The organism is Microbispora sp. CSR-4, assembly GCF_008033685.1.
Taxonomy (GTDB): domain Bacteria; phylum Actinomycetota; class Actinomycetes; order Streptosporangiales; family Streptosporangiaceae; genus Microbispora.
The window spans coordinates 86,388-110,746 of sequence record NZ_VJVX01000018.1 but is presented as its reverse complement, the minus strand read 5'-3'; the positions used below and the strand labels follow the sequence as shown (position 1 = coordinate 110,746).

The 24,359-nt window shown below is 71.0% G+C and carries 29 protein-coding genes and 1 tRNA gene; 16 read left to right on the top strand and 14 right to left on the bottom strand.

All coding sequences use genetic code 11. The features are described from left to right. The first annotated feature begins 63 nt into the window (after positions 1–63). The 3 genes from FLV34_RS16010 (at position 64) to FLV34_RS16000 (ending at position 2,177) form a co-directional block, all read left to right on the top strand. Complete coding sequence (locus FLV34_RS16010) at positions 64–300, top strand: hypothetical protein (RefSeq protein WP_142645978.1); 237 nt, start codon at positions 64–66, stop codon at positions 298–300. A gap of 123 nt (positions 301–423) precedes the next feature. Further along, positions 424–1,362: an aldose 1-epimerase family protein gene (locus FLV34_RS16005; RefSeq protein ID WP_142645977.1), complete on the top strand. Its 939-nt coding sequence runs from the start codon at positions 424–426 to the stop codon at positions 1,360–1,362. A 347-nt stretch (positions 1,363–1,709) separates the two neighbouring features. After that, positions 1,710–2,177, top strand: a complete 468-nt coding sequence (locus FLV34_RS16000; protein ID WP_168065700.1) for an ATP-binding protein — start codon at positions 1,710–1,712, stop codon at positions 2,175–2,177. A 239-nt stretch (positions 2,178–2,416) separates the two neighbouring features. Here the strand turns inward: FLV34_RS16000 and FLV34_RS15995 are convergent, their stop codons facing one another. Then, entirely contained in the window at positions 2,417–2,938 is a 522-nt protein-coding gene (locus FLV34_RS15995; protein WP_205829933.1) for a shikimate kinase, read from the bottom strand. Between the two features lie 87 nt (positions 2,939–3,025). On the opposite strand from FLV34_RS15995, the gene FLV34_RS15990 reads away from it, so the two are divergent. Both FLV34_RS15990 and FLV34_RS15985 read left to right on the top strand, forming a co-directional pair. After that, positions 3,026–3,286, top strand: a complete 261-nt coding sequence (locus tag FLV34_RS15990; protein ID WP_142645975.1) for a DUF6458 family protein — start codon at positions 3,026–3,028, stop codon at positions 3,284–3,286. Positions 3,287–3,330: 44 nt separating this feature from the next. Next, positions 3,331–3,723, top strand: coding sequence for a ChaB family protein (locus FLV34_RS15985; protein WP_142645974.1), 393 nt, complete (start codon positions 3,331–3,333; stop codon positions 3,721–3,723). A gap of 39 nt (positions 3,724–3,762) precedes the next feature. Here the strand turns inward: FLV34_RS15985 and FLV34_RS15980 are convergent, their stop codons facing one another. Next, the gene (locus FLV34_RS15980) at positions 3,763–4,722 is read right to left on the bottom strand and encodes a YafY family protein (protein ID WP_147943458.1); all 960 of its coding nucleotides are present in this window, start codon (positions 4,720–4,722) and stop codon (positions 3,763–3,765) included. Between the two features lie 89 nt (positions 4,723–4,811). Between FLV34_RS15980 and FLV34_RS15975 the strand changes: the two genes are divergently transcribed. Continuing rightward, complete coding sequence (locus FLV34_RS15975; protein WP_147943457.1) at positions 4,812–5,363, top strand: ATP-binding cassette domain-containing protein; 552 nt, start codon at positions 4,812–4,814, stop codon at positions 5,361–5,363. A gap of 12 nt (positions 5,364–5,375) precedes the next feature. Here FLV34_RS15975 and FLV34_RS15970 read toward each other — a convergent pair whose 3' ends face one another. From FLV34_RS15970 to FLV34_RS15960, 3 genes are all read right to left on the bottom strand, one after another. Next, positions 5,376–7,202 carry a transketolase gene (locus tag FLV34_RS15970; RefSeq protein WP_147943456.1) on the bottom strand — a complete coding sequence of 609 codons (1,827 nt, stop codon included), beginning with the start codon at positions 7,200–7,202 and terminating at the stop codon, positions 5,376–5,378. Between the two features lie 157 nt (positions 7,203–7,359). Continuing rightward, the gene (locus tag FLV34_RS15965) at positions 7,360–8,358 is read right to left on the bottom strand and encodes an SDR family oxidoreductase (RefSeq protein WP_315985193.1); all 999 of its coding nucleotides are present in this window, start codon (positions 8,356–8,358) and stop codon (positions 7,360–7,362) included. Positions 8,359–8,362: 4 nt separating this feature from the next. Further along, entirely contained in the window at positions 8,363–8,611 is a 249-nt protein-coding gene (locus FLV34_RS15960) for a hypothetical protein (protein WP_142645972.1), read from the bottom strand. 269 nt (positions 8,612–8,880) lie between these two features. Between FLV34_RS15960 and FLV34_RS15955 the strand changes: the two genes are divergently transcribed. Both FLV34_RS15955 and FLV34_RS15950 read left to right on the top strand, forming a co-directional pair. Next, positions 8,881–9,966 carry a glycosyltransferase family 9 protein gene (locus FLV34_RS15955; RefSeq protein ID WP_147943455.1) on the top strand — a complete coding sequence of 362 codons (1,086 nt, stop codon included), beginning with the start codon at positions 8,881–8,883 and terminating at the stop codon, positions 9,964–9,966. After that, entirely contained in the window at positions 9,963–11,060 is a 1,098-nt protein-coding gene (locus FLV34_RS15950) for a DNA topoisomerase IB (RefSeq protein WP_142645970.1), read from the top strand. The genes FLV34_RS15955 and FLV34_RS15950 overlap by 4 nt, the downstream gene beginning before the upstream one ends. Positions 11,061–11,321: 261 nt before the next feature. Here FLV34_RS15950 and FLV34_RS15945 read toward each other — a convergent pair whose 3' ends face one another. Continuing rightward, a complete protein-coding gene (locus tag FLV34_RS15945) occupies positions 11,322–12,545 on the bottom strand; it encodes a glycosyltransferase (RefSeq protein WP_240971074.1) in 1,224 nt (407 codons plus the stop codon). A gap of 496 nt (positions 12,546–13,041) precedes the next feature. Here FLV34_RS15945 and FLV34_RS15940 point away from each other — a divergent pair, with 496 nt between their 5' ends. Both FLV34_RS15940 and FLV34_RS15935 read left to right on the top strand, forming a co-directional pair. Next, entirely contained in the window at positions 13,042–13,287 is a 246-nt protein-coding gene (locus tag FLV34_RS15940) for a BON domain-containing protein (RefSeq protein WP_142645968.1), read from the top strand. Continuing rightward, positions 13,284–14,012, top strand: a complete 729-nt coding sequence (locus tag FLV34_RS15935; RefSeq protein WP_221889876.1) for a metallophosphoesterase — start codon at positions 13,284–13,286, stop codon at positions 14,010–14,012. Before FLV34_RS15940 ends, FLV34_RS15935 begins: the two co-directional genes overlap by 4 nt. 140 nt (positions 14,013–14,152) lie before the next feature. Here the strand turns inward: FLV34_RS15935 and FLV34_RS40470 are convergent, their stop codons facing one another. Further along, positions 14,153–14,302: a GPGG-motif small membrane protein gene (locus FLV34_RS40470; protein WP_167530303.1), complete on the bottom strand. Its 150-nt coding sequence runs from the start codon at positions 14,300–14,302 to the stop codon at positions 14,153–14,155. A gap of 120 nt (positions 14,303–14,422) precedes the next feature. On the opposite strand from FLV34_RS40470, the gene FLV34_RS15930 reads away from it, so the two are divergent. Continuing rightward, positions 14,423–15,241, top strand: coding sequence for a TIGR03557 family F420-dependent LLM class oxidoreductase (locus FLV34_RS15930; protein ID WP_147943454.1), 819 nt, complete (start codon positions 14,423–14,425; stop codon positions 15,239–15,241). Between the two features lie 91 nt (positions 15,242–15,332). Here FLV34_RS15930 and FLV34_RS15925 read toward each other — a convergent pair whose 3' ends face one another. Then, a complete protein-coding gene (locus FLV34_RS15925; protein ID WP_147943453.1) occupies positions 15,333–15,821 on the bottom strand; it encodes a DUF6328 family protein in 489 nt (162 codons plus the stop codon). Between the two features lie 19 nt (positions 15,822–15,840). Next, positions 15,841–16,341 carry a DUF1360 domain-containing protein gene (locus FLV34_RS15920; protein ID WP_147943452.1) on the bottom strand — a complete coding sequence of 167 codons (501 nt, stop codon included), beginning with the start codon at positions 16,339–16,341 and terminating at the stop codon, positions 15,841–15,843. Between the two features lie 55 nt (positions 16,342–16,396). Here FLV34_RS15920 and FLV34_RS15915 point away from each other — a divergent pair, with 55 nt between their 5' ends. Both FLV34_RS15915 and FLV34_RS15910 read left to right on the top strand, forming a co-directional pair. Next, on the top strand, positions 16,397–16,993 hold the full coding sequence (locus FLV34_RS15915) for a nucleotidyltransferase family protein (protein ID WP_142645964.1): 597 nt from the start codon (positions 16,397–16,399) through the stop codon (positions 16,991–16,993). A gap of 248 nt (positions 16,994–17,241) precedes the next feature. Continuing rightward, positions 17,242–17,318, top strand: a tRNA-Lys gene (locus FLV34_RS15910). Between the two features lie 88 nt (positions 17,319–17,406). Here the strand turns inward: FLV34_RS15910 and FLV34_RS15905 are convergent. Both FLV34_RS15905 and FLV34_RS15900 read right to left on the bottom strand, forming a co-directional pair. Continuing rightward, on the bottom strand, positions 17,407–17,757 hold the full coding sequence (locus tag FLV34_RS15905) for a DoxX family protein (protein WP_261985793.1): 351 nt from the start codon (positions 17,755–17,757) through the stop codon (positions 17,407–17,409). 22 nt (positions 17,758–17,779) lie between these two features. Further along, positions 17,780–18,556, bottom strand: a complete 777-nt coding sequence (locus tag FLV34_RS15900; protein WP_142645963.1) for an SDR family oxidoreductase — start codon at positions 18,554–18,556, stop codon at positions 17,780–17,782. A gap of 210 nt (positions 18,557–18,766) precedes the next feature. Between FLV34_RS15900 and FLV34_RS15895 the strand changes: the two genes are divergently transcribed. Continuing rightward, positions 18,767–19,348 (top strand): TetR/AcrR family transcriptional regulator, encoded by a 582-nt coding sequence (locus FLV34_RS15895; RefSeq protein ID WP_261985792.1) that lies wholly within the window; start codon positions 18,767–18,769, stop codon positions 19,346–19,348. A gap of 16 nt (positions 19,349–19,364) precedes the next feature. On the opposite strand, the gene FLV34_RS15890 is transcribed toward FLV34_RS15895, so the two are convergent. Beyond that, positions 19,365–19,568, bottom strand: a complete 204-nt coding sequence (locus FLV34_RS15890; protein ID WP_142645961.1) for a hypothetical protein — start codon at positions 19,566–19,568, stop codon at positions 19,365–19,367. A 595-nt stretch (positions 19,569–20,163) separates the two neighbouring features. Between FLV34_RS15890 and FLV34_RS15880 the strand changes: the two genes are divergently transcribed. Beyond that, positions 20,164–21,372 (top strand): DUF2786 domain-containing protein, encoded by a 1,209-nt coding sequence (locus FLV34_RS15880; RefSeq protein WP_147943450.1) that lies wholly within the window; start codon positions 20,164–20,166, stop codon positions 21,370–21,372. Between the two features lie 115 nt (positions 21,373–21,487). Here the strand turns inward: FLV34_RS15880 and FLV34_RS15875 are convergent, their stop codons facing one another. Together FLV34_RS15875 and FLV34_RS15870 are read right to left on the bottom strand one after the other, a co-directional pair. Next, positions 21,488–22,012, bottom strand: coding sequence for a DinB family protein (locus tag FLV34_RS15875; RefSeq protein ID WP_147943449.1), 525 nt, complete (start codon positions 22,010–22,012; stop codon positions 21,488–21,490). A 217-nt stretch (positions 22,013–22,229) separates the two neighbouring features. After that, the gene (locus FLV34_RS15870; protein ID WP_142645959.1) at positions 22,230–22,958 is read right to left on the bottom strand and encodes a GntR family transcriptional regulator; all 729 of its coding nucleotides are present in this window, start codon (positions 22,956–22,958) and stop codon (positions 22,230–22,232) included. A gap of 141 nt (positions 22,959–23,099) precedes the next feature. Here FLV34_RS15870 and FLV34_RS15865 point away from each other — a divergent pair, with 141 nt between their 5' ends. Next, complete coding sequence (locus FLV34_RS15865; protein ID WP_147943448.1) at positions 23,100–24,359, top strand: extracellular solute-binding protein; 1,260 nt, start codon at positions 23,100–23,102, stop codon at positions 24,357–24,359.

The following is a 24,359-nucleotide window of genomic DNA, read 5'->3' as shown; positions in this document are numbered from 1 at the left end:
TACCAATCGTGTCCGGATGAGCACACCGTTGTCTCCCGGCACAGAGCCTGGAGGTGGTGACGAGTGCGGTTCTCAGCCGAGGACGCTGCCTGGAGACAACTGAGCAGCGAGTACGCCGGCCGCTGGTCGATCTGGAGGAGCGACGCCGGCCGCTGGTACGCGACCCGGCTGACCAGGTCGCTGTCCCGGATCGAGATGGACCGGGGCCTGATCATGACCGCATGCGGCGAAAGCGCGGAGGAGTTGCGCGCCTTGCTCACCGCGCAGGAGGGCCTTGCGGGCAAGACGCTCTCCACGTGACGCCCAGGACGTGGGCCCGGTCCGCTGCCGGGCTCACGACCCGAGAGTCCGCCGGGTCTCGGCCCCGAGGCTCTCCACAGGGTGCCCTGCGGGCGTCATGGGCCGGATGGGAAAATCCCTCTCATGACAGAATCAGCGGTTCGCGAAGCCGTTTCCCCGACCGGCACGCAGCACACGATCGCGGCGCACGGATACGCGGCGACCGTCACCGAAGTGGGCGGGGGCCTGCGCGCCCTGACGTACAACGAGCGGCCGCTGATCATGTCGTTCCCCGCGGACGCGCAGCCGGTGGGCGCCGCCGGACAGTTGCTGCTGCCCTGGCCCAACCGGGTGCGCGACGGCAGATACGACTTCGACGGCGAGACCAGGCAGCTCGCGATCACCGAGCCCAGGACCGGCAACGCCGCGCACGGCTTCGCCCGCCTGATGCCCTGGACGGTCCTCGACCGGGACGACGCCTCGATCCGGCTCGGGCTGCGGCTGTTCCCCCAGCTCGGCTATCCGCACGTGCTCGACCTGACCGCGTCGTACGCCCTGGGGGAGGCGGGCCTGGAGGTCGAGGTGGCGGCCGTCAACGTGGGGGAGGGCGTCGCGCCGTACGGCATGGGCGCGCACCCCTACCTCACCCTCGGCGAGGAGACGGTGGACGACGCCGTGCTGGAGCTGCCCGCGGCCGAGTGGACTCCGGTTGACGAGCAGCAGATCCCTACCGGCCGTCGCCCGGTCGAGGGCACGGAGTACGACTTCCGCGCGGGACGCCGCATCGGCGGCACGGTGCTCGACACCCCGTACACGTCCCTGCGGCGGGACGGCGACGGGCTGGTGCGGGCCCGGCTCCGGACGTCCGGCGGATCCCGGGGCGTGGAGCTGTGGGCCGCGTCCGGCGTCGAGTGGCTCCAGGTCTTCACGGGGGACACGCTGGCCGAGCCGTACCGGCGGGCCGGAGTGGCGGTCGAGCCGATGAGCTGCCCGCCGAACGCCTTCGCGACCGGCGAGTGCCTGGTGCGCCTGGCCCCCGGGGAACGGGTCGCCCACCGCTGGGGGATCACCGCGCTCGGGTGAGCGGCAGGCCGGACGAATTGGGTCTTATGCCGCACAGTGGACATGCGAGATGATTCGGTCTGCGTGCATCGCGAGTCACGGATGCTCGTATTTCAGCTATTTTCATGGTGAAGCCGGTGGTGTGGGCACGTTCCGTGGTCACGGTGGCGGGCGGGGCATGCCGGATGGGGTGCCGCTGACGTGCGCACTCCCGGCAACGTACAGAAGATCGATGGCCTTTCCTCCTTTCCGCGCATCACGGAACGGGCATTGACCGGAAACAATCTTGTTTCTTTGAATTCACATGACTGCGTTGCGTGCCGTATCTTGAGCCGTGGGAGCGCTCCCATGAGCCTAAGGAGGCGCGCGTGACTCTCCCCTTCGGTACGGCGCCGGTCGACCCGGCCCCTGTCTGGACCGCGGAATGCCTCCTGCCCGCCATCGGAGCGAGTGTCGGCGAGGCACGTGCTCTCGTCCGCCGCGAGCTCGGCCGGTGGGGCCTGGACGAGCTCGTGGACGACTGCTGCCTCATCGTCAGCGAACTCGCCTCCAACGTCGTACGGCACGGCGGGAACGTCTTCACCCTGCGGCTCGGCAGCAACGGCACCTGGGTGTACGGGGAGGTCTTCGACCAGGGCGAGGGCGTGCCGCACCAGCGCGAGGCGGACATCGATTCGGTCGGCGGCCGTGGCCTGCTCATCGTGGACGAACTCGCCGACGACTGGGGAGTGGCCAGCTCGGGCCGGAGCGGCAAGACCGTCTGGTTTCTCGCCGGGTCCGGCAGCCCGTCGCCGCTGCCCGTCGTCCCGCACCAGATGCGCATCGCGGTCGGCTGACCCGGCCACCTGACCCGCCCGGCTCACGCGCGGCCCGGCCACCTGACCCGCCCAAACCGGCGCGCCCGCCGGCCCGAACCACGTGCCCCCACTGATCCGCCCGGCTCACGCGCGGCCCGTCCGGCGGATCCGCTCAACCTGACCCGCCCTGGGATCGGGCGGTCCTGTCGTCGGCGCAGGGGCCTTTTGCGGGTCTCCTCAGCAGGGTTTTCCGTACGTCTTTTCAGCGGGTCTTCTTTTCAGCGGGTCTTCGCGCCGTCGAGACGCGCGAGCACCGTGGCCGCGATCTCCTCGGGCCTGTGGGTGGAGGGATCGACCGTCACGTCCGCGACCTCCCGGAACCACGGCAGCCGCAGGTCGCGCTGCTCGGTCAGCATGCGTACGAGGTCGGGCTTGAAGTGCGGGCGGTGGGTGCTCGACTTCATCCGCTCGGCCAGCACCTCGGGCGGGCCGTCGAGGAAGACCACGAAGGCGGAGGCCAGCGCACGGCGCGTCTCGGGGTCCTCGACCGTGCTGGCGGCGGCCGCGACGACAGGGGTGGGACGGTCCGCCAGCGCCTCCCGCAGCACCAGCGCCTCTCGGGCGTGCAGCTCGTCCGCGCCCACACCGGCGGCCATCGCGGCGGCGGTCGTGCCGAACCTGGCCTCCAGATCGGCGTCGCTGTCGCGCATGGGACGGCCGAGCGCGTCGGCGAGCAGCCGGGCGACGGTGCTCTTCCCGGCGCCCATGAGTCCCATCACCACAATGGGGATATCGGTCATAACTCGCAATGCTGCCCTATGCGGGCACCCGCATGCGACGTTTGGAATCCGTGGAGGGGATAGAGCAGAAGGCGAAGGAGGAAAGCCATGACCATCGCCGGAAGCATCATCCTCATCATGCTGGGGGCCATCCTCACCTGGGCGGTCGACTTCACCATCGCGGGCCTCGACATCCAGGTGATCGGGGTGATCCTCATGGTGGGCGGCCTGGCCGGGCTGCTCTTCGGCATCTGGCGCCTGACGACGGTCCGCCGCAGGACCACTGTCACCGCTGCCGCCCCCGTGGACACGACCGCCACCCGCCGCCACGTGTACGAGGAGCGGCGCTACGACGACCCCACCATCTGACCCCCTCCAACGGACTTCCGACGGCCTGAAGGGAGGCATGGAACATGCCAGGACGTAAGGAACTGCCCTCGACCCTGGAGCGCTCGCCCAAGGAGGCCCAGGAGACGTGGATCAAGGCGCACGACTCCGCAGTCGAGACGTACGGCGAGGGCCAGCGCGCCCACCGTACGGCGTTCGCCGCACTCAAGCACTCCTTCGAGAAGGTGGGCGACCACTGGGAGAAGAAGGGGGGACGCGGACCGTCGGACGAGCAGGCGAAGAAGGGCACGCCGAAGCAGGGCAAGACGGCCGAGGGCGTAGACGCGAACGCGTCCAAGCAGCATCTCTATGACGTCGCCGGCCGCCTCGGCATCCAGGGCCGGTCGAAGATGACCAAGGACGAGCTCGTGGACGCCATCAAGAAGGCCAACCGCAAGGCGACCGCCAAGGCCCGCTGATCGCTCTCGTACGCGCCGCCGGCAGCCCGGAAGGGCCTGTCACGTGGACGGTGGTTCCGGGCGGCCGGAGGCGGCGAGGAGACGACGGGCGAAGGCGGCATAGGCACCGCGGAAGTCCTCGGGCTCGATGACGGTGAAGTCGGCGTCGAGACGGGCGAGGCCGAGGACGAGCCATTCCCAGGAGTCGAGCCAGACGGTGACCCGGGTCTCTCCGGCGCCGAGCCCACGGCGCATCTCGGCGTCCTCGAACTTCAACGCGTCGGCCACCTGGTCGGGCCGCGCCCGCACGACGAGCCGTACGCGCCGGCGGTCGGCGTTGAGGCCCTGGCGGAGGTAGGCCAGGGCCGCGTCGGCGGGCAGGGCGCGGGGAGCGTGCCGGACACCGGTGCGCACGAGGTCGCGGACGCGGTCGAGGCGGAACACCCGCCAGTCGTCCCTGTCCAGGTCCCACCCCAGCAGATACCAGCGCAGAAGCAGATGGACCTGCCGGTGCGGCTCCACCCGCCGGCGGCTCTCCCCGCCGTGTCTGTCGCGATAACCGAACCGTACGACCTCCCGGTCGTCGATCGCCTCGGCGAGACCGGCGAGAAGCGCCGCGTTCACCGCGGGCGCGAGCTGCCGGCCGGTCTCCAGGCTCGCCCGCAGCGCGGCCACGCGCGGCCGCAGCCGCGCGGGCAGGAACTGGTCGAGCTTGCCGTACGCGCGGGTGGCCGCGTCGTCGAACGCCCCGTCCTCGCCCGAACCGGAGGAGGCGAGAGTCGCGAGACCGAGCAGCGCGGCGATCGCCTCGTCATCGTCGAGGACGAGCGGGGGCATCGTCCGGCCCGCCACGAGCCGGTAGTAGCCGCCCGGTCCCGGCTGAGTCTCCACGGGATAGCCGTACTCCCGGAGCCGGTCCACGTCGCGGCGCACGGTGCGGGGGCTGACGTCGAGGCGCGCGGCCAGTTCGTCCCCGCTGAACGGCCGTCCCGTCTGGAGGATCGACAGCAGGGCCAGCATGCGTCCCCGCCGCGCTGTTCAGCGCCAACTCCGAAGGCGCCTGCCCGAAGTGCGACGGGCTCGGGATCATCTACACCGACCTGGCCTTCATGGACGGCCAGGAGGTCGTCTGCGAGGCGTGTGAAGGGCGGCGCTTCACCCCCGAGGTGCTCGCGTACACCGTCGACGGTCTGTCCATCGCCGACGTCGATGCCCTCTCCGTCGACCAGGCCAGGCGCCGGCTGTCCGACACGGCCGTCGACCGGGCGCTGCGGCACCTGTCGCAGGCCGGTCTCGGCTATCTCCGGCTGGGCCAGTCGCTCACCACGCTGTCCGGAGGGGAGTGCCAGCGACTCAAGATCGCCAAGGAGCTGCGCGACGCCGAGCGGCCCACGACGTACGTGCTCGACGAACCGACCACGGGCCTGCACATGAGCGACATCGACGGACTGCTCCGGGTCCTGGACGCCCTCGTCGACCGGGGGCACACCGTCGTGGTCATCGAGCACAACCTGGACGTCGTCCGGCAGGCCGACTGGCTGATCGATCTCGGGCCCGGCCCCGGCAGGCACGGCGGGCGCGTCCTCTACCAGGGGCACGTCGCGGACTACCCGCCGGACGCCGGGACGCCGACGGCCCGCGCCCTCGCCGCCCACCGGTAGGCTCGGCGGGTCTCAGCGGAGCAGGGACAGGACGGCCGCGCGGATGGCGCCCCTGTCGATGCCGGCGTCCTCCAGTTGCTCCTGTGAGGTCGCGCTGCCCGGCATCACCGACACGCCCAGCTTGCGTACCGGCACCGGCGCGTCCGCGAGCGCGGAGAGGACGGCGTCGCCGAGCCCGCCCTCCGGCCAGTGGTCCTCCACGGTGACGACCTTCCCGGTGGCCCTGGCCGCGTCGAGCAGCTCGGCCGAGTCGAGCGGCTTGATCGAGTACGCGTCGACGACGGTGACGGAGACGCCGTCCTCGGCGAGCAGGTCGGCGGCGGCCAGCGCCTCGTGCACGGTGATGCCCGCGGCCACCACGGTCGCCTGGCCGCCGGTGCGCAGGATCTTGCAGCCGCCCACCGGGAACTCCTCGTCCGGGCCGTAGATCACCGGGGTCTCGCCTCGGGTCGTCCGCAGGTAGCGGATGCCCTCCAGGCCGGCCATGTCCGCGACCAGCCGGGCCGTCTGGTTGGCGTCACAGGGGTAGAGCACGGTGCTGCCGTGCACCGCGCGGAACGCCGCGAGGTCCTCCAGGCCCATCTGGGAGGGCCCGTCCTCGCCGATGGACACTCCGCCGTGCGAGCCCACCAGGCAGATGCCCGCCCGGCTCACCGCCGCCATCCGCACGAAGTCGTACGCCCTGGTGAGAAAGGCGGCGAACGTCGCGGCGTAGGGGGTCCAGCCGCGGGCCGCCATGCCGACGGCGGCGGCGACCATCTGCTGCTCGGCGATGTAGAACTCGAAGAACCGCTCGGGGTGCGCCTTGGCGAACGCCTCCAGCTTCGTCGAGTCGGCCACCTCGCCGTCGAGCCCGACGACGTCGCCCCGCGCCGTGCCGAGCGCGGCCAGCGCCTCGCCGAAGGCGGTCCGGGTGGCCACCCGCTCACCCACCTCATATGCCGGCAGGTCGAGCGTGCCGTCGGCGTACCGGTACGGCGTGGCCGGGGCGTCCGGCGGGGTGACCTCGACGGTGAGGGAACGCGGCCCGCCGAGCTCCTCGATCGCCCGCTCGGCGTCCTCAAGCGGCTTGCCGTGCTTGCCCTCGCGGTTCTCCACGGCCGACACGCCGCGGCCCTTGCAGGTCCTGGCGATGATCGCCGTCGGGCGGCGCCGGGTGGCCCGGGCGTCGGCGAGCGCGTAGTCGATCTGGCCGGGGTCGTGGCCGTCGATCTCGATGGTGTGCCAGCCGAAGGCGCCGAGCCTGGCGGCGTACGCGCCGAGGTCCCAGCCGTGCCGGGTCGGGCCGCGCTGACCGAGCCGGTTCACGTCGATGATCGCCGTGAGGTTGTTCAGCCCCTCGTGCCCGGCGTGCTCGAACGCCTCCCACATCGATCCCTCGGCGAGCTCGCTGTCGCCGCACAACACCCAGACGTGGTACGGCAGGCGGTCCAGACTCCGTGCGGTCAGCGCCAGCCCCACCCCCACGGGCAGGCCGAAGCCCAGCGAGCCGGTGGCCACGTCGATGAACGGCACCCGGGGCGTGGGATGTCCCTCCAGGCGGCTGCCGCGCTTCCGGAAGGTCAGCAACTCCTCGTCGCTGATCACCCCGGCGGCCTTGAGCATCGCGTACAGGAGGGGTGAGGCATGGCCCTTCGAGAAGACGAGATGGTCGTTGGCCGGGTTGGCCGGGTCCGCGATATCAATGCGCAGGTGACGCGCGAGCAGTACGGCCATCAGCTCGGCCGCCGACATCGAGGACGTGGGATGTCCCGAGCCGGCGGCCGCGGCGGCCCGCACCGAGTCCACCCGGAACTGGGCCGCGAGTTCGCACAGGAAGTGGTAGTCAAGCTCGTCCATCGCCCTCGACTACCCCGGTATGCCCCTACGTATCAGCAGGAAAAGGTCGTGCCTCGATATAGAGCGATATTCACACCCGCGCGTATCACCGACCGGGCTGCCGGGCACCTCGCCCGAGGCCGGGTCGGGTAGGGGAGAGGAGCGCGGGCCTGAGCCGTCAGCGGCGGCGCAGGCCGAGTCCGGCGAGGGCGGCGAGCCCGAGGCCGGCGGCGGTGACGAGGCGGCGGTGCTGCGACATCCACAGCTGCACGCTGCGGCCGTGCGAGCGCCGGTCGAAGCCGCCGTGCGCGCCGTAGTCCTTGTCCTCGTCCGCCGGTTCCCACAGGTTGGACACCCCGGTCGGGGTCTTGTCACCGGTGAGCTGCGACTTCACTCCGGTCCTCGCGAGATAGCGGTCGAGCAGCGCGGGCGCCAGCCGCTGGCCGATGATCGTGGCCGCGGTCATCCCGCCGACCCAATACTCCTTGCGCTCCGGATGCCCGGCGGCGTAGACGAGCGCGTCGGCGGCCACCTCCGGCTGGTAGATCGGCGGCACCGGCTGCGCGTGCCGTCGCATCCGGTTCAACCCCCAGTCGAACTGCGGAGTGTTCAGCGCCGGAAGCTGCACCACCGTGATCTTCACGCCCGAGTCCTCGGCGAGAAGTTCGGTCCGAACCGACTCGGTGAACCCGACGATCGCGTGCTTGGCGCCGCAGTACGCCGACTGCAGCGGGATCGACCGGTAGGCCAGGGCCGAGCCCGCCTGCACGATGACGCCCCTGTCGCGCGGCTTCATCATCTCCAGGGCCACCCGGGTGCCCCAGACGTAGCCGAGATAGGTCACCTTGGTCTCGCGCTCGTACTCCTCGGGAGTGATCTCCAGGAACGGCGCGAACACCGTCGTGAACGCGATGTTGATCCACACGTCGATCGGGCCCAGCTCGGCCTCGGCGCGCTGGGCGGCCTTGCGGACCTGGTCGTAGTCGGAGACGTCCGCTGCGAAGGTCTTTCCGGTGCCGCCCTCCGCCCCGACGTCCACGGCCGCGCCGGCGAGGCCGGCCTCTCCTCGTGCGATGAGCGCGACCTTCGCGCCCTCCGCTCCGAGCTGCCGGACCACCGCGCGGCCCACGCCGCCGCTGGCGCCGGTCACCACGACGACCTTGTCCTTCAGGCTCACCTCGTCATCCTCTCGATCGGGGCCCGCCGCCCAGCTTCTTCTGCTTGCGTACGGCGAAGGCCATGTAGAGGCCGATGGCCGCCATGATCACCACGACGATCCCCGTCAGCACCCACAGGCGGCCGACGAAGGAGAGCACCAGTACGGCGACGCAGAAGACCAGTGCGAACGACCCGATGCGGATGCGGATCACATCCATCGGGGTCGCCTCCACCATGGGCTTGCCGGTCGGAGAGCGTTGTTCTTCGGTCATGGGGCCCCCTCTACCCTCGAATCCGGTTCGCTATCGCCGCGGTCGAACGGGCCTGGACATATCCGGGGTGCAGCGCCGTCATCTCCCGGCGGCTACCCCCGAAAACGCAGGGGAAACAGCAGGCACCGCAGACCCGTCCGCTCGGTTTGGGGCCGTCCCACCGGGGTAACCGGGATCAGACGTCGCTCCACACGAGTGCTCCGCCGGGGGTCAGCCGGCGGGCCGGACGAATGGGGGTGTCCGATGCACGAGGGGACGGGGCGGGTGGCATGAGCGCCCTGCTCGTGGAAGGAGTCGAGCGGATCGCGGTGCTGAGGGCCAGCGCCCTCGGCGACCTGCTGCTGGCGCTGCCCGCCATCGGGGCGCTCAGGCGGGCCTACCCGGCCGCCAGGATCACCCTGCTCGGCCGTGAGTGGCACGCGCGGTTCCTGCGCGATCGCCCGGGTCCGGTGGACGAGGTGGTGGCGTTGCCGCCCATCTCCGGCGTCTCCTCCCCGGCCGACGGGTCCGGCGGGTCCGCCACGCCCGAGAAGCCGTACGAGGAACGGTACGAGGAGCTGTGCGAGGACCTGCGCCGGCGCAGGTTCGACCTGGCCGTCCAGATGCACGGCGGCGGGCGCGACTCCAATCCGTTCATCCGCCGCCTGGGAGCGCGGGTGACGGCCGGCCTGCGCGCCCCCGACGCCGAGCCGCTCGACCGCTGGGTGCCGTACGTCCACTACCAGCACGAGACCCTGCGCTACCTGGAGGTGGCGGGGCTGGTCGGCGCGACCGCCACCGAGATCGAGCCGAGGATAGCGGTCGTGCGGAAGGACTGGGCCGAGCTGAACCGCACGCTCGGCAAGGTGCCCAGGGGACTGGTGGCGATCCACCCGGGCGCGGGGGACCGGCGCAGGAGATGGCCGCCGGAACGCTTCGCCGAGGTAGCCGATCGCCTCGGACGGCCGGTGGTGGTGACCGGCGTCGAGGAGGAGCGGGACGTCGTCGAGAAGGTCGTCGCGCAGATGCAGACCCCGGCGAGGGCCGTCGTCGGAGAGCTGTCCCTCGGCGGGCTCACGGCGCTGTACGCCGCCTGCGACCTGCTGGTCTCCAACGACACGGGGCCGCGTCACCTGGCGGCGGCGACCGGCACCCCCACCGTGGGCGTCTACTGGTGCGGCAACATGATCAACTGGGGTCCGCTGAGCAGGGGCCACCAGCGGCCGCTGATCTCCTGGACGTCCGGCTGCCCGGTCTGCGGGACGCCCGCCGACCCCCGGCTGGGCATGCGGGAGTGCGGTCACCAGGACGTCTCGTGGGTGGGCGACGTGAGCGTGGACGAGGTGCTCGAACAGGCGTGGGAGCTGCTGCGATGAGCACGGTGACCCAGAAGGCGGCCACCCGGGGTTCCCCGGACGAAGAGACCCTCGCGGAGGCGGCCAAGGTCTTCCAGACACCGCCCGTCGAGCTGCGGCCGAGCGATCCCGGCGAGCCGGGCATCCGGCGCAGGCGCCGCGGGCGCGGGTTCAGCTACACCTGGGCCTCCGGCCGTACGGTGAAGGACCACGCCACCCTGCGCCGGATCAGGCACCTCGCGATCCCGCCGGCCTGGACCGACGTGTGGATCTGCGCCCATCCGGACGGTCACCTCCAGGCCGTGGGCACCGACTCGGCGGGCCGGCGGCAGTATCGCTACCACGACGAGTGGCGCAGGCAGCAGGACGAGGCCAAGTTCGACCACGTGCTGGAGATCGCCCGGCGGCTTCCGGCGTTCCGCGAGCGGGTCGCGCGCGACCTGCGCGGCGACGAGCTGAGCCGCGAGCGCGTGCTGGCCACCGCCGCGCGCATGCTCGACATCGGCTTCTTCCGCGTCGGCGGGGAGGAGTACACCGACTCGTACGGCCTGGCCACGCTGAAGACCTCGCACGTCAGATGCGGCGATGGTGAGGTCGTGTGCCGCTACCTGGCCAAGGGCCGCAAGGAGCGGGAGCAGGTGCTGACCGACGCCGACGTGTGCGCGGTGCTGTCGGCGCTGTCGAAGGGCCGCAGGGGCGAGCTGCTGCGCTACCGCACCGACGAGGGCTGGGTGGACGTGCGGAGCGCCGACATCAACGCCTACCTGAAGGATGCGTTCGGCACCGAGGTCTCGGCCAAGGACTTCCGCACCTGGCACGCCACGGTCCTGGCGGCGGTCGGGCTCGCCGTCTCCCGCCCCGTACGCAGCGGCGCCGGGCGCAAGCGGGCCGTCTCCCGGGTGATGAAGGAGGTGTCGGAATACCTGGGCAACACACCGTCGGTCTGCCGCGCCTCCTACGTGGACCCACGCGTCGTCGCGCTGTACGAGAAGGGGCGGACGATCCCTCTCGGGCGGCTGGGCGAGGACACCGGCGAGGGCAGGCTCGCCACCCACGGGCCGGTCGAGGAGGCCGTCATCGAACTCCTGTGCCGGGCGCCCGCACGGCGCCGTTGAGCACCTGCCGCCGAGCACCTGCCGCCGAGCGCCTACCGTCGACCGCCTGCGGTTGAGCACCTGCGGTTGAGCACCTGCCGTCGACCGCCTGTGGCTGACCATCTGCCCGTTGACCGCCTGCGGTTGAGCACTTGCGGTTGAGCAGATGGAAACCGCACCGGTGAGCGGACCGCCGATGCCGCCGATGCCGCTGATGCCCCCGATGCCGCCGGAACGCGGCACGGGGGCCGTGGACATCAGTGGCTCACCCCATAGGCCGGATCAGGAAGCGCTCCTCGCCGGCTCACGGGCGGACAGCACCCGGTCGTAGGCGGCCAGGGTCTCGGTGGCGATGCGGCTCCAGGCATACCTCGCGCGGGCGCGGTCGGCCCCCGCGATGCCGTACGCCGTGCGCCGCACCCGGTCGCCGAGCAGCCTGCGCAGCGCCCTGGCCAGCGCGGCGGGGTTGCGGGGCGGCACGAGGAGGCCGGTCACGGTGTTGACCACCGTCTCCTTCTGGCCGCCGACCGCGGAGGCGACGACCGGGACGCCGCAGGCCATCGCCTCCAGCGCCGCCATCCCGAACGGCTCATACCAGGGCACCGAAACGACGGCGGCGGCCGAGCGCATCAGCGCGGGCAGGGTGTCGCGCTCGACCCGGCCCAGGAAACGGACCCGGTCGGAGACGCCCGCCCGCGTCACGAGCCACCGCAGCCGGGTGACCTCGGGGTCGCGGTGCAGCTCGGCCGCCGGGGGTCCGCCCGCGATGACCAGCTCGGCGTCCCGCAGGTGCCGCAGGGCTTCGATGGTGGTCTCCAGGCCCTTGCGGGGCACGAGACGGCCGACCGACAGCAGGCGCGGGCGCTCCGGCCGTTCCAGAGGCTCGACGTGGGGGTGGAAGGTGGCGACGTCCACGCCGCAGGGGACGACCCGGGTCGCGCGGCGCCGCACGCCCATGCGGATCAGTTCGTCGACCTCGTCGTTGCAGGTCGCGATGATGCCGTCGACCCGCCGCCCGATGTCGGCCTCGGCCTGGACGCGCTCCCGCGGGCTGGTGTCCGCCGGGCCCTGGTGCCGCCGCTTGACGCTGCCGAGCGCGTGGTAGGTGTGGACGACCGGGATGCCGAGCTTCTCGGCCGCGGCGAGCGCGGCCAGCCCGCTCATCCAGAAGTGGCTGTGCACGATGTCGGGGCGGTCGAACAGCCACCGGTCGTGCAGCCACTTTCCGAAGTGGGGGATCCAGGGCAGGATCTCGTCCTTGGGCATCTCGGCGGCGGGGCCCGCGGGGACATGGACGACGTCCACACCCGGGCCGAAGGCGACGGTTTCCGGCAGGTCCTCGCGGTCTCTGCGGGTGTAGACGGTGACCTCGTGACCGGCGCGGGCGAGCTCCAGGGCGAGGGCGGCGACGTGCACGTTCTGGCCGCCGGAGTCGACACCGCCGAGGGTGGCGAGCGGGCTGGCGTGCTCCGAGACCATGGCGATCTTCACTGGGGGTTCCTCCATGTGCGGCAGTGGCGAATACCCGGCTCGGGGATCAGGGAGTCCAGGTGGGCGGGCCCGGCGGCCGGTACGGGCCCGGTGACCGGTACGGGGTCGACGGCCGGTACGGGGTCGACGGCCGGTATGGGGACGGCGGCCGGTCGCGGCGTGTGGGAGCCGCGGGCGCACGCATGGCGGGCCGCGGCCGGCAGGCACGGAGTGGGAAGGCGGGGGGTGGGAAGGCGGGGAGTGGGAAGGCACGGAGTGGGAAGGCGGGGGGTGGGAAGGCAGGGAGCGGGCGTGCGGCCCATGGGCGGCGACGCGGCGGGGTGGGGTCCGGTGCCTGTTCCCAAGACGCTCCTCCATCACGGCATGCTCACGCCGCGGAGGTACCTGCGTCTTAGGCACCGGAACATCAACTCCCCTATCCACCCTCACGCCCGTCAAACCAACGGGTTTCGCCCGGAAAGGGCCGGGCAGCGCTAGCGAGAAGGAACCGAGGGGGACACGAGGGGAAGAGATGGAGACGCCGCACTATGTCGCGGCCCGCGTCCAGCGGGCTCTCGCGGAGGACGATCGGACCACCGAGCTGGGCATTCGGGTGGATGTACGAGGAGAAGAGGTCTACCTGCGCGGACAGGTCTCCTGTGACGAGCGGCGCCACCAGATCGAGAACGTCGCCAGGGAGGCGGCTCCCGGCCTGCGGCTGCACAACGAGATCACCTTGGTCGAGGTGCGGGAGGCGGGAGAGGAGGAGCACCTGTGAGGGAGCTGCGGATCGCCGCCGTCGCCGACATCCATCTGGGCGAGGATCTGCGCGGCCACTATCGCAAGAAGATCGAGGGCATCGAGCGTCGCGCGGACGTGCTGCTGGTGGGAGGCGATCTGACCAGGCACGGCACGATCGCCGAGGGCCGGGTGGTCGCCGAGGAGCTGAGCGGCCTGCCCATCCCCGTCGTCGCCGTGCTCGGCAACCACGACTACCACTCCGACTGCAACCAGGAGATCATCGCTCTCCTCCGTGACGCCGGCATCGTCGTCCTCGACGACGAGAGCACGGTCGTCCCCATCGACGGCGTACGACTCGGGGTCGCCGGAGGCAAGGGCTTCGGCGGCGGGTTCGCCGGGAAGTGCGCGAGCGAGTTCGGCGAGCCGGAGACCAAGGCGTTCGTCCGGCACACCAAGGAGATCGCCGAACGGTGGCGGCGGGCGCTCAAGGATCTGGACGCCGACCACAGGGTCGTGCTCAGCCACTACTCGCCGGTCAAGGACACGCTGATGGGCGAGCCGCCGGAAATCTATCCGTTCCTCGGCAGCTACATGCTGGCGGAGGCGGCCGACGCCGAGGGCGCGGATCTTTTCATTCACGGTCACGCGCATGCGGGCACGGAAAAAGGCGTCACTCCCGGTGGTATCCGGGTGCGTAATGTCGCCCTTCCGGTCATCAAGCACGCCTACACCGTTTACTGCCTGAACGGCGACCATTGCTGATTCGCTGTTCCGATCCCGACCCCGGTCCAGATCCAGACCCAGGTCCCGGTCCCGAGACGGCCACCGGCCCTTCGGCCGGTGGCCGTCTCGGTGTCCGCGAGTAGCGTGGGTGAGGTTGCGGCTGGTGGGTGAGGTTGCGGTTAGGGATTGAAGATGCTGACGCCCCCGGGGCCGACCAGGAATCCGAGGACGATGAGGACGATCCCCCAGAGGATGTCCCGACGGGCCAGGATGACGTAGATCCCGGCGATGACCAGTACCACGGCGATGATCCAAAGCAGAGTAGCCATGGCCCTCCACTGCCCCTGCAAAGGGTCTCGTAACATCATCGAGCCCTGGCACCGATCGAATTTGCCGCCGAAGCACCCATTGTTACGTTTGCTTGACAATAACCAGGCATCTGGCGATGCATGACGACTTTCGGATATTTCCTGTCCAGTGAGGAGCATGATTGCAAGGAGTTCGTACGGCAGGCGAAACTCGCCGAGGAAGCCGGCTTCGAGGTGCTGTGGATCTCCGACCACTTTCACCCCTGGCTGGACGAGCAGGGCGAGAGCTCGTTCGTATGGTCCGTCATCGGAGCCGTCTCGCAGGCCACGTCGCTGCCGGTGACCACCGCGGTCACCTGCCCCATCATCCGCGTCCACCCGGCGATCATCGCCCAGGCCGCCGCGACAGCCCAGACCCTGCTGGACGGCGGGTTCCGCCTGGGGGTCGGCACCGGCGAGGCGCTGAACGAGCACATCCTGGGCGATCAGTGGCCCCCGGCCGAGCAGCGGCAGCGCATGCTGGAGGAGGCCGTCGACGGCTACATCCACACCGCGCCCGCCGCCCACATGGTCGAGGCGTTCCACAAGGCGGGCGGCGAGGGCAGGCCGTGCGCGGCCGGGCTGAAGGTGTGCTGGGCGAACGACGAGGCCGAGGCGCGCAAGACCGTCCACAGGCTCTGGCCCAACCAGGGGATCCCCGGCGAGGCCGCCCAGCTCCTGCCGCTGCCGCGGCACTTCGAGCAGCTCGCGCAGCTCGTCACGGAGGAGGCCGCCACCCGGTCGACGCCCTGCGGGCCCTCTCCGGAGGCACATCTGAGCGCGATCCGCGCGCACGTGGACGCCGGCTTCGACGAGGTCTACATCGCGCAGATCGGCACGGAGCAGGAGGGGTTCTTCGAGTTCTACTCGACGCGGATCCTGCCCCGCCTCAGAGAACGGCGCTCCAGGGAGCTGAGCTGACGCGAGGCATACGGGAGCGCGGCCGCCGCGGTCGCGTTCTGCTTCCGCGCTCTGCTTCTGGTCGTTCTTGGCTTCTAGCCGTTCTTGGCTTCTAGTCGTTGTCGACCAGGTGCAGCGACAGGAGCGGCTGGACGAACCACAGCCAGGCGCACAGCAGCGCCACGCCCGCGCCGATCAGCGCGGCGGGCCCCGGGCTGGTCAGCGCGTCCAGCACCAGGGCGGTGGAGCAGCTCATCGACACCGCCAGGGCCAGTCCGCCGGCCACGCCCAGCCGGTTGGCCCGGTGCAGCAGCAGCTCCTTGAGCCCCGACCGGAACAGGATCCGGTGCTGGGTCGCCGGGGCGATCGTGCAGATCGACGCGACCGCCGCGCTGACGACCGCCAGGTAGAACAGCCAGTTCCCGGTCGTATCGATCTTTCCGAAGCCGGAGGAGAACGGCAGCGTCAGCAGGAACGCGAACAGCACCTGCACGCCCGTCGCGGCCACCCGCAGGCCCTGCAGCAGCTCGCCGAGCTCGCGGTCGACGCGCTCCTTGCGGCTCTCGCCGGTGTTCTCCAGAGGTTCGAGCACCTCACTCATGTCCGCTTTCCCGCCTCGCTCACTCCGCGGCCTTCATCAGGCGCGCGTACGCGAGCTGGAGCCAGTCGGAGATCGCCACGGCCGCCATGGTGGCCCCGGCCAGCCGGGTCACCCTGGGGAAGAACACGGTGCCCGCCGCGTATCCGGTCGCCACCCACTGGGCCAGACAGAACGGGCAGGTCAGCAGCTCGCCCACAGCGTGCCGCAACCCGTGGCCGCGGACCTTCTCCTTGAGCTCCGCCGGGCCGGAGGGGCCCTCATAGCGGGTGAAGGGAGCGCGGATGGGGCTGGTGACCGGGTCCTTCGCGAGCGTGCGCGAGAGCCGGTGCGTGAACAGCCCCATAAGCATGAGGTCCATCGCCTTGATGTTCTCGGCGGGCCTGCGGCCCGTCAGCTTCGCCGCGGCGAGCAGCGCCGCGACGGCCCCGCCGTACACCGCGAGAACTCGTGTGTACGAGGCCAGGGGACGGTTGTCCTCGCCCTCGTACTCACGCTTGATCTCCTGGAGGGTCTCGGTCATGAGCGCGCTCTACCCTGGATTGTTTGCGCCGAACATGGCTGGGCAAGCGACGTAAGTGGGTAGTCACAGTCACGAAGTCACCGACGCGATCCTTGAGACGCTCAAGCGCGCCGGGGCCGGTCTCAAGGAGGCCGGGGTGCGGTTCGCGCTGGCCGGAGGCTGCGCCGGCTATGCGAGGGGCGCCGCGCCATCACTACATGACGTCGACTTCGCCCTGGTCGAGGAAGACGTCCCGCTCGCGCTGAAAACCCTGGAGAGCCTGGGTTTCCGGACCGCGAAACCACCGGAGGACTGGCTGGTCAAGGCGTTCGACGAGGAGGGCGTCCTCGTCGACCTGATCTTCTCGCTCGCCGACAGGCCCGTGACCGAGGCCATGATCGCCAGAGCCGAGCCGATCAACACCGCCGCGTTGAGCCTGCCCGTCCTCGAAGCCACCGACCTTGTGATCTCCTGGATACTGCCGCTGTCGGAGCACGCCTGCGACTACGGTTCGCTGCTGCCCATGGTCCGCGCCATGCGGGAGCAGGTGGACTGGGACCGGGTCGCCTCGGTCGTCGCGCCGTCGCCGTACGCCTCGACGTTCGTCACGCTCCTGGAGCGGCTGCGCATCATCGCCCCTACGACACCGCGGCCGGACGGCACCTGGCCCTGAAGGCCGCGCTCCGGTCCGCCGCACCGGTCCATACGGCACGGTTCGCCGGTGCAGGTTCGCCGGCACGGTTTCGCTGGCACGGTTTCGCCGGCATCGTTCGCCGGTACGGTTCGCCGGGATGGAGAAAGGGCCGCGCCATGCCGGCGCGGCCCCTCTCATATGCAGATTGATCTGGCCGCGCCGTTTTCCCGGCGCGGGGCCGCGGATGGCGCGGAACACTTCCGGAAGCCGCTACTCTTGTGGTGCGGGCGCCGCTAGCTCAGTTGGTTAGAGCAGCTGACTCTTAATCAGCGGGTCCGGGGTTCGAGTCCCTGGCGGCGCACCACTTTCATCGCGACCTGTGGTCTCCCGGCGGCGACGCCTACGGGGGCCGCAGGTTTCGTGCTTCCCGGCCAGCGCGTCCCAGAGTCCGGTCACGTTGTGTAGGGGCCGAAGCGGGCCCACGCGGTGAACGCGGCGGCGACGAAGAGGACGACCGTGAGGGGAATCGCGGCGTACTCGTGCCGCCGGGCATGGAAGATCGCGGCCAGTGTCATGGTCAGGGCCAGGCCGGTCGCCGCCAGCGGCGTCAGGACCGGTGCGATGCCGGTGACCGCGGGCAGGACGAGCCCGGCCGCTCCGGCCAGCTCGGCGATCCCGATGAGACGGATCGCCGCCCCGGGGAAATCCGCCGTCCAGGGCATCCTGGAGATCAGGGTGCTCCTTGACGGGATGGCCTGCCTCGCGCCCGCCACGACGAAGACCGCAGCGAGGGTGCCCTGCACGGCCCACAGGAAGGCGTCGGTCTCACAGGCCCGCCGCCGACACGCCGCCGTCCACGGTGAACACCGCGCCCGTGGTGTACGCGGACCGGTCCGAGGCCAGGAAGGCGACGAGGTCGGCGATCTCGCGCGGGCTCGCGGCACGGCCCAGCGGGAACATCGCGGTCAGCTCGGGATAGCGGGACTCGTCGCCGAAGCGGGCGCGGGCCTGGGCCTTCATGAGGGTCAGGATGCGCTCGGTGGCGACGGGACCGGGGTTGACGCCGACCACGCGAATGCCGTCGGCCAGGCTGCGGCCGCCCAGGGCCCGGGTGAAGGTCATCAGTGCGGCGTTGCCGGTGCTGCCCGCGATGTAGTTGGCGTCGGCTCCCTCGCCTGAGGCGCCGATGTTGTTGATGATCACGCCGTGGCCCGCGGCCTTCATCCTGGCGTACATGTGCCGGGTGAGGTTGATGTAGCCGAAGACCTTCAGTTCCCAGCCGTGCCGCCACATCTCCTCGTTCACCGCGGCCAGCGGCCCGCCGGGGATGTCGCCGGCGTTGTTGACCAGGATGTCCGGCACCGGCACTTCGGCGGCGAACCGGTCGAGCTCGTCGCCGCGCCGCAGATCCACGAGGTGCACGGTGGCCGCCACGCCGTGCTCGGCGCGCAGGCGGGCGGCGAGGTTCTCCAGTTCGGGCTCGCTGCGTGCGGCGAGGTCGAGGTCGCAGCCTTCCTCGGCGAGCACCTCGGCGATGGCCGCGCCGATGCCCCGGGACGCTCCGGTGATGAGCGCCCGCTTGCCACGCAGGTTCAGGTCCATGACGTTGCCTCAATCTTGTCGGAACCATCGGTTCTGGTAAAAGCGTTGTCGAAACTGACAGTTTCGTCAAGGGGTCCCTGTCCGGGGCCGTCGTCACATGGCGCGTGGAAGCGTGCACACCCGGCGGGGACACAAGGGGAGCGAGGTGGGCCGTTGCGGCCAAGAGGGATGCCGAAACCGTTGGTTCCGTCAACTGTTATGCTCGGCGGCGTGACCGCAGAGCCGCAGCCCCGTCCGCATACCGGACGGCGACGCAATCCGGCCGTACGGCAGGCCATTCTCGATCGTGCGGCCGACCTGCTGGCCGACAACGACTACTCGGCGGTCTCGATCGACGTCATTGCGCAGGCCGCCGGGGTGAGCAAGCACACCATCTATCGGTGGTGGCCCTCCAAGGGCGCGGTGCTGCTGGAGGCGATGGCGGAGCGGGCCCGGCAACTGACGCCCGGCCTCGACACCGGTGTCTTCGCCGACGACCTGGAGACCTTTCTGGCCGCCACCTTCCGCACCGCCGTGAAGGTGAGCGGGCTGCTGCGCGGCATCATGGCCGAGGCGCAGCGCGACCCGGTGGCGGCCGAGGGGCTGCGCCAGTTCACCGCCGGGCGCAGGGACGAACTGCGCGCCCTGCTCGCCCGCGGGCTCCGGCAGGGCGATCTGCCCGCGGACAGCGATCTGGACCTGCTGGTCGATCAGCTCTTCGGCATGATGTGGTATCGCCTGCTGATCGGCCACGCGCCGCTGGACGACGCCGTCGCCGCCCGGCTGGCCCGTTCGGTGATCGCGCCGCGGTGAGCGGCGCGGGCGGGCGTCAGCGGGAGATCTCGTACCAGTGGTAGGGGATCGACCAGTCCCAGTGCTCGGTCTCCTCGGCCAGTTCCGGCGCCGGATCGGGGGTGTCGGGACCCCAGGTCAGCGCGTAGGCGAGGCCGAACTGGGCGACCCAGTAGCGCCCGAGCCGTACGAACCCCCGTCCGAGAGCGGAGAGCAATCGCTTCGCCAGCGAGTACAGCATCGGGCACCACTCCTCGCAGGATCGGGCGCGGCACTATGTGGCCCAGATCACTTTGCATCTGGAAATCAGGTTTATCTGGCTGGATCTTCCGTGTAAATGCCCAGAGCGGTATGTCACGCGCCGCAGTGGGATCGGGTCGTACGCGTGACCGCCCGGCGTGAGGCTGTCGCTCATGGCGCCTTAGGGGATCGGTGGAACCGCCCTGGTGTGGCGATCCCTTCGGTGAGCCCCTGGTCGGGGGCTTTCGGGAACGCTACGACTCCTCGGCGGCGTACGGCATGCCCGCGCACGTCACCGTCCTGTATCCGTTCCTTCCGTGGGAGCGTGCCGGTCGCTCCCGCATGCCTGTGGATAACGTCACGGCACTGGGGGTCGGGGCTGACAGAATCGCTCGCACGAGCGATCGGGGGAGGGCGAGCGGATGAGCGGCAGCCGCAGGGGAAGTGCCAGGGGAAGTGCCAGGGGCAGCGGCAGAGACAGTGGCAGTGGCGCGGAGCGGGAGGGCGCACGGCGGCGGTGGAGCCTCGGGCCGCCGGGCGGAGCCACCTGGAGTTTCCCCTGGTCGTCGGGCTCCCCGGGCCAGGCGGCGGAGGAGATGGTGGCCGGGCTGCTGTCCGCGGCGCTGGAGGCGCGGCGCCGTCACGACGAGATCGAGTTCCGGCGATGCGTGAAGATCCTCGCGCAGGGCCAGGGGCTGCGCGAGGCCGTGGACCGGGCTCTGCTCGACGCACTGAACCGGCATGTGACGCTCGCCTGGCACGGTGGCTGGCAGCCCGCCGACCTCGTCCGGCTGGCGGGCCGGCGGCTGGAGGCCCGGCACGTCCGCCTCGTGACCGACGCCATCGCGGCCGAGATGCGCGCCTACGCCGCCGCGACCGTGGACGACCGCTGGCTCGACCAGCTCGACGCCATCGGCGCGACGGTGTGGTGGGGCCGCGACGAGGAGTATCTCCGTGACGACGGCGGCAGGACCGCGATGGTCGCCTGCGCGCTCCGGGTGATCCACCTGCTGGCCACGCTGCCGGCGCTGGAGCGGCTGTGCCCCGTGCCGGGAACGGCCCGCCGTACGCCCGGCGTCCGGGGCGGTGCCGTCGACGAACGGACGCTCGCCCGGGTTCGGGCCCTGCTGGCCAAGGCCGAGTCGACCGAGTTCGAGGCGGAGGCCGAGACGTTCACCGCCGCGGCGCAGGCGCTGATGGCCCGGCACAGCATCGACGCCGCGCTGCTCGCCGCGCAGACGCCCGGTCCGGGAGCAGCCGGTGGTCCGGAGGGGCGGCGGCTCGGAGTCGACGCGCCCTATGAGGGCCCGAAGGCGATGCTGCTGGACGTCATCGCCTCGGCCAACCACTGCCGCTCGGTGTGGAGCCGGCATTTCGGGTTCGCCACCGTGCTCGGGTTCCCCGCGGATCTGGCCGCCGTGGAGGTGCTGTTCACCTCGCTGCTGGTGCAGGCCACGACCGCGATGCGGCTGGCCGGATCCCGCCGGGACGGCCTGGGCCGTTCCCGCACGCGGTCGTTCCGGCAGTCGTTCCTCGCGGCGTACGCCCAGCGGATCGGCGAGCGGCTGCGGGAGGCGACGGGGGAGGCGGTGCGGGAGGCCGCCGCCGATGCGGGGCGCGACCTGCTGCCGGTGCTGGCGGCCAGGGAACAGGCCGTCGAGGCGAGGGTCGAGGAGCTCTTCCCGACGCTGACCCTGGTCGGCGCGGGTGCGGTCAGCAACCGCGAGGGCTGGATCTCCGGCCGGGCCGCCGCCGACCGGGCCGTCCTCGACGTACGCCGGAAGCTCGCGGAGGGAGGCCGTTGACCCGAAGCCGCACCTGAGAGACCCTGTGACCTCCCGGACCAGGCACGATGACGGCGCGTGCGTATCACCCGCGGCCTGCCTGCGCGGCACAACATCGCGGGGCGCGCCAGGATGGTCAGACGACGGATCCGGTGGCGCCGTCGGCGAGCTCTCTGAGGATGTCCGCGTGCCCGGCGTGCCGCGCGGTCTCCTCGATCATGTGGACGTAGATCCAGCGCAGCGAGAGCGCGGGGATCTGCTCGTGCGGCACCTCGTGATCGAGGGGGAACCGGGCGGCGATGCGCCGCGACTCCGCGCACGCCTGCTCGTAGGCCGTGATCAGGGATTCGATGGTGTCGTCGTCGCCGACCGCGAAGCTCCTGTCGGCGTCCTTCTCCGAGGGAGGCGCCATGGCCGGGTCCTGCGCCAGCACCCGCCCGAACCAGGTCCGCTCCACCACGGTCAGGTGCCTGATCAGCCCGGCCAGCGTCGTCGCCGACGGCACATGACGGCGGCGCACGTCCTGCTCGGACAGCCCTTGGGCCTTGCGGACGACCATCGCGCGAAGGAGGTCGAGAAAGGCCTCCAGCACCTGCCGCTCGTCGCCCGTGGCGGCCCGCACCACCGCCTGCGCCGGTTCGGTCGAAGGAAGAGTGGCCATGCCCCGGACCGTACGGAGCGCGGGGATCTCCCGGCAAGAACCCCTGCCCACGCTCTCAGCGAACCCGCATCCCGCGTGTCGAGCGAGTTCGTGTCCCCCGTCGCGAGTGAGCCTGCATCCCCGTGTCGAGCGGGCCCGCGTCTCGGCATCACGCGAAGCCGCGTCCCGGCGTCATGCGAAGCCGCGTCCCGGCGTCATGCGAAGCCGCGTCCCCGCCTCAGCCGGAGGTGTCGTCGAAGTGCAGCTCGGAGGTGATGCGGTAGCGGTCGCCGCGATAGATGGACCGGGTGAACTCCACGACCCGGCCGTTGGCCTCGCGGGCCGTGCGTTCGATGAGCAGGGCCGGTGCGTGCTGGGGGACGCCGAGCAGTTCGGCCTCGGTCTCGTCGGTGACGGTCGGCTCGATGCTCTGGGTGGCGCGGCGGACGTCGATGCCGAACCTCGTGCGCAGGAACCGGTAGAACGATCCGGACACCATGTCGTCGGGCCGCAGCGACTCGACCAGGCGGTGCGGCAGGTGGATGCGCTCGATCGCCATCGGCTCGTCGTCCACCAGGCGGAGCCGTACGACGCGCAGGACCGGGTCGGCGGGGGAGACCTGCAGGCGGTGTGCGAGCCGGGCGGTGGCCGGGGCCGAGTCGAACTCCAGGATGCGGCTGAGCCAGTTCCCCTCGGCGGCGGGGGCATGGAAGGAGTCGTCGCCGGCCGCGAGGGGCTGGGTGACCTTCCGGCGGCCGGTGAACGTCCCCCGCCCGTGCTCCCGCACGAGCATGCCCTGCCGTACGAGCCCGTCGATCGCCGCGCGGAGGGTCGGGCGGGAGACGCCGAGCTCGCGCGACAGGTCGCGTTCCGAGGGGATGGCGGTGCCGGGCTCCTTGTCGGAGATCAGGTCGAGCAGGACATCTCTGACCCGGTCGCGTTTGAGGCCCGCTGGAAGTCTCTGCACGTCCCAGACCTTACCAGTAGTTGACCACTCCTCCGGGCGTCATGCCTGCGAATATCCCGATATTTCGCCCCTTGACAGCCCGACTGGTTAAGACCACTCTCCTCTCAACGGTTTACCAATAACTGACCAGTGGGAGGACCGATGAGGTACCGCTTCCTCGCCACGGCGGCCGCGTTCAGCCTCGCGCTCGCCGGATGCGGTTCGGCGTCCGAGCCAGGGACATCCGGAGAGACCGGCACGACCACGCTGACCGTGTGGTTCATGCGCGACAGCCTGTCGGACGCGATCGTGCAGCGGTTCACGGACGACTTCCAGCGGTCGCATCCCGGGATCGCCCTGAACGTCCAGATCCAGGAATGGGACGGCATCGGGCAGAAGGTCACCAGCGCGCTCGCCAGCAAGGACGCCCCCGACGTCATCGAGGTCGGCAACACCCAGGTCGCCGAGTACGCCGCGAGCGGCGGGGTCAGGGACCTCACCGCCAAGATCGCCGACCTGGGCGGATCCGACTGGCTGCCCGGCCTGGCCGAGCCGGGGAAGATCGACGGCAGGCAGTACGGCATCCCCTGGTACGCCGCCAACCGGGTGGTCATCTACAACAAGGACCTGTTCGCCAAGGCCGGCGTCACGACCCCGCCGAAGACCCGCGACGAGTGGATCGACGTCACCACGAAGCTGAACAAGGGCGGCGTGCAGGGCATCTACCTGCCCGGCCAGAACTGGTACACCCTCGCCGGATTCGTCTGGGACGAGGGCGGCGACCTCGCCGTCAAGGACGGAACCGGCTGGAAGGGCGTGCTCGACACGCCGCAGGCGCTCGCCGGGATGGCGTTCTACCAGCGCCTCCAAGCGCTCGGCAAGGGCCCCAAGGACTCCGACGAGGCCAGGCCGCCGCAGGCCGACGTGTTCGGCAAGGGCGACATCGCGCAGATCATCTCCGCTCCCGGCGGCGCGGTCGCGATCGAGAAGGCCAACCCGGACCTCAAGGGCAGGCTCGGCTTCTTCCCGATCCCCGGCAAGACGGCGGACAAGCCGGGCGCCGTCTTCACCGGCGGATCCGACCTGATCATCCCCGAGGCGTCCGCCCACCCGGACGAGGCGTACGAGGTGGTCAAGGCCCTGGCCGGGGAGAAGTTCCAGCTCGACATGGCCAAAGAGATGAGCTATGTGCCCAACCGCACCTCGTACGCCGGGGTGCTGAGCGGCGACGAGGCCACGGCGGCGATGGCGGCGGGCGCCGCGGTCGGGCACGCCACGCCCAACTCGCCCAACTGGGCAGCGGTGGAGGCCAAGAACGTCATCAAGGAGTACATGACCAAGGTGCTCACCGGAGGCGACGCGGCCACCGAGGCGAAGGCGGCCTCCGAGGTGATCACCACGATCCTCAACACCGCGTCGTGA